The organism is Microcoleus sp. OTE_8_concoct_300 (genome assembly GCF_031383065.1).
In the GTDB taxonomy this organism is placed as follows: Bacteria; Cyanobacteriota; Cyanobacteriia; order Cyanobacteriales; family Microcoleaceae; genus Microcoleus.
Map to the genome: position 1 here is coordinate 1 of NZ_JANMZH010000569.1, position 1,598 is coordinate 1,598.

A 1,598-nucleotide genomic window follows, 5' to 3' on the forward strand; every position below is an offset into this window, starting at 1 on the left:
CTGGGTTTTACTGGAAAGAGGAGTTTAGTTCCGCCCGATATTTGGGTGCTATTAGTGTGATTACAGCATCGGGTACAGCATCACTACTTGTGTCTGAGGGGGCTGTGATTTAGTGGGTGAGCTAATAGATTTGAGTTCTCAAATTCCAGATAGCAGGATACCTGGTGGAATTGCGAGGGATGCCGAATTAGCGGCGGCTATGGCCGCTCACGTCGGCGCAAGCGACTCTCATCCTATTTACTTGACTGAGGTCGAGGGGGATTTAGGTACCGACAAACCCTTACAAAGCTGATTTCTGGTCAATTGTCCGCCCCTGATCAAGGCGGAACGGTAAATATTCCTCACGGATTAGATGTTAATAAAATTCTCGCAGTTGTAGGGAGGATAGAGCTAACTTCGGGCCAAGCAGCCTTTGCTGGTTCGGGATTGCCTAATGCAGGATTTTTCTTGTGGTTGGCTTCTACACATATTGTTGTCACGAATTTGGTTGCCAATAGTTTCCTTATTCGTAGTAAGCCTCTTACTCTGTTGATTACTCATCTACCTTGACTCATGCCAAGTGAACCGCTAATAACCAATTTCTTTGGGGCTGGATTTACGCAGACCGCGACTAACTTGACAATCCTAAAGAATGACTAGATAGCCCCGGTCGGTCTGACTCCCAGTTATGATTTTACTCCTGCTGCAAACAACCGCAGCGAGCAATTAGCTCTCGCATTGATTTTGCGGTGGCTGCGAAATCAAGACCAAAGTACAGATTCTCAATTCATTATTAAACCATTCGAGCAAACTCTCGAATTTCGATTCAATAAGTGGCAGCGAAGGTATTTTAGTGAGATTGAGATTTTCCAAGATGACACTGTTTCTACGTTCCCTAATCCCAACTTGATTTAGTATGGCGATCGACAAACCTCTTACTGCATTTTTTGGTGCTACGGCAACCCAAACAGCGACGAGTGTAACCTTCACTAAGGCTGATTTGCGAAGTTCACGAACTCCACCAGCTTTTACAGCTTTGGCACCTCTTGCTGTGAATACTGCCGAAAGTATAGTCGCTGCTGTTTTGTTGCGTTCTTGGGAGGAGCAAGATACTAGCCAAGATTCTCAATTATCTATTTTTGGGCCCGAGGTTTCATTAGTGGAAGTTGTCTCGGATGGGGTTGCGAGACCTTTTGAGCAGTATGTTTTTCAAGTGAGGATTTTGGTGCCGCGAGGTGTGGCAATGCCGAATCCGAATTCTATTTAGTTTAGGTAAATAACAGGTAAAAAATTATGGCAGCAGCAGAGCAACCGGTTTACGGGCAATACGATCCAGCATCAGGTGGTTATACGGCGATTGGCGGGCCTCAAATTAGTTCTGTCAAGGTGATAGGGACTGTGACATCGGGCCCTCCAAAAATTATCAATCCTGAGACAGGTAAGGAATACCCGCCTAATTTTGTTCCAAACGAACAAGCGAAAGGAACTCACGAGATGTGGACACCAGGTTCTTCTCTTGCTGAGTCGAATAAACTGCAAGTGGCTCGGCTAAACGAGTACACTCGAGCTGCGATAGAAGCAGCGTGGAGACCTACAGAGGAAAAGATAGTTAAAGAACA

The 1,598-nt window shown here is 45.6% G+C and carries 4 protein-coding genes; all 4 read left to right on the forward strand.

The features are described from left to right. Positions 1-112 precede the first annotated feature (112 nt). Entirely contained in the window at positions 113-292 is a 180-nt protein-coding gene (locus ACUVJL_RS25995; RefSeq protein ID WP_445248478.1) for a hypothetical protein, read from the forward strand. An 11-nt stretch (positions 293-303) separates the two neighbouring features. Continuing rightward, positions 304-549 carry a hypothetical protein gene (locus tag ACUVJL_RS26000; RefSeq protein ID WP_445248479.1) on the forward strand — a complete coding sequence of 82 codons (246 nt, stop codon included), beginning with the start codon at positions 304-306 and terminating at the stop codon, positions 547-549. A 346-nt stretch (positions 550-895) separates the two neighbouring features. After that, positions 896-1,246, forward strand: a complete 351-nt coding sequence (locus ACUVJL_RS26005) for a hypothetical protein (protein WP_445248480.1) — start codon at positions 896-898, stop codon at positions 1,244-1,246. Between the two features lie 26 nt (positions 1,247-1,272). Beyond that, positions 1,273-1,598, forward strand: a 326-nt coding sequence (locus tag ACUVJL_RS26010; protein ID WP_445248481.1) for a hypothetical protein, incomplete at its 3' end; no start/stop codon positions are given.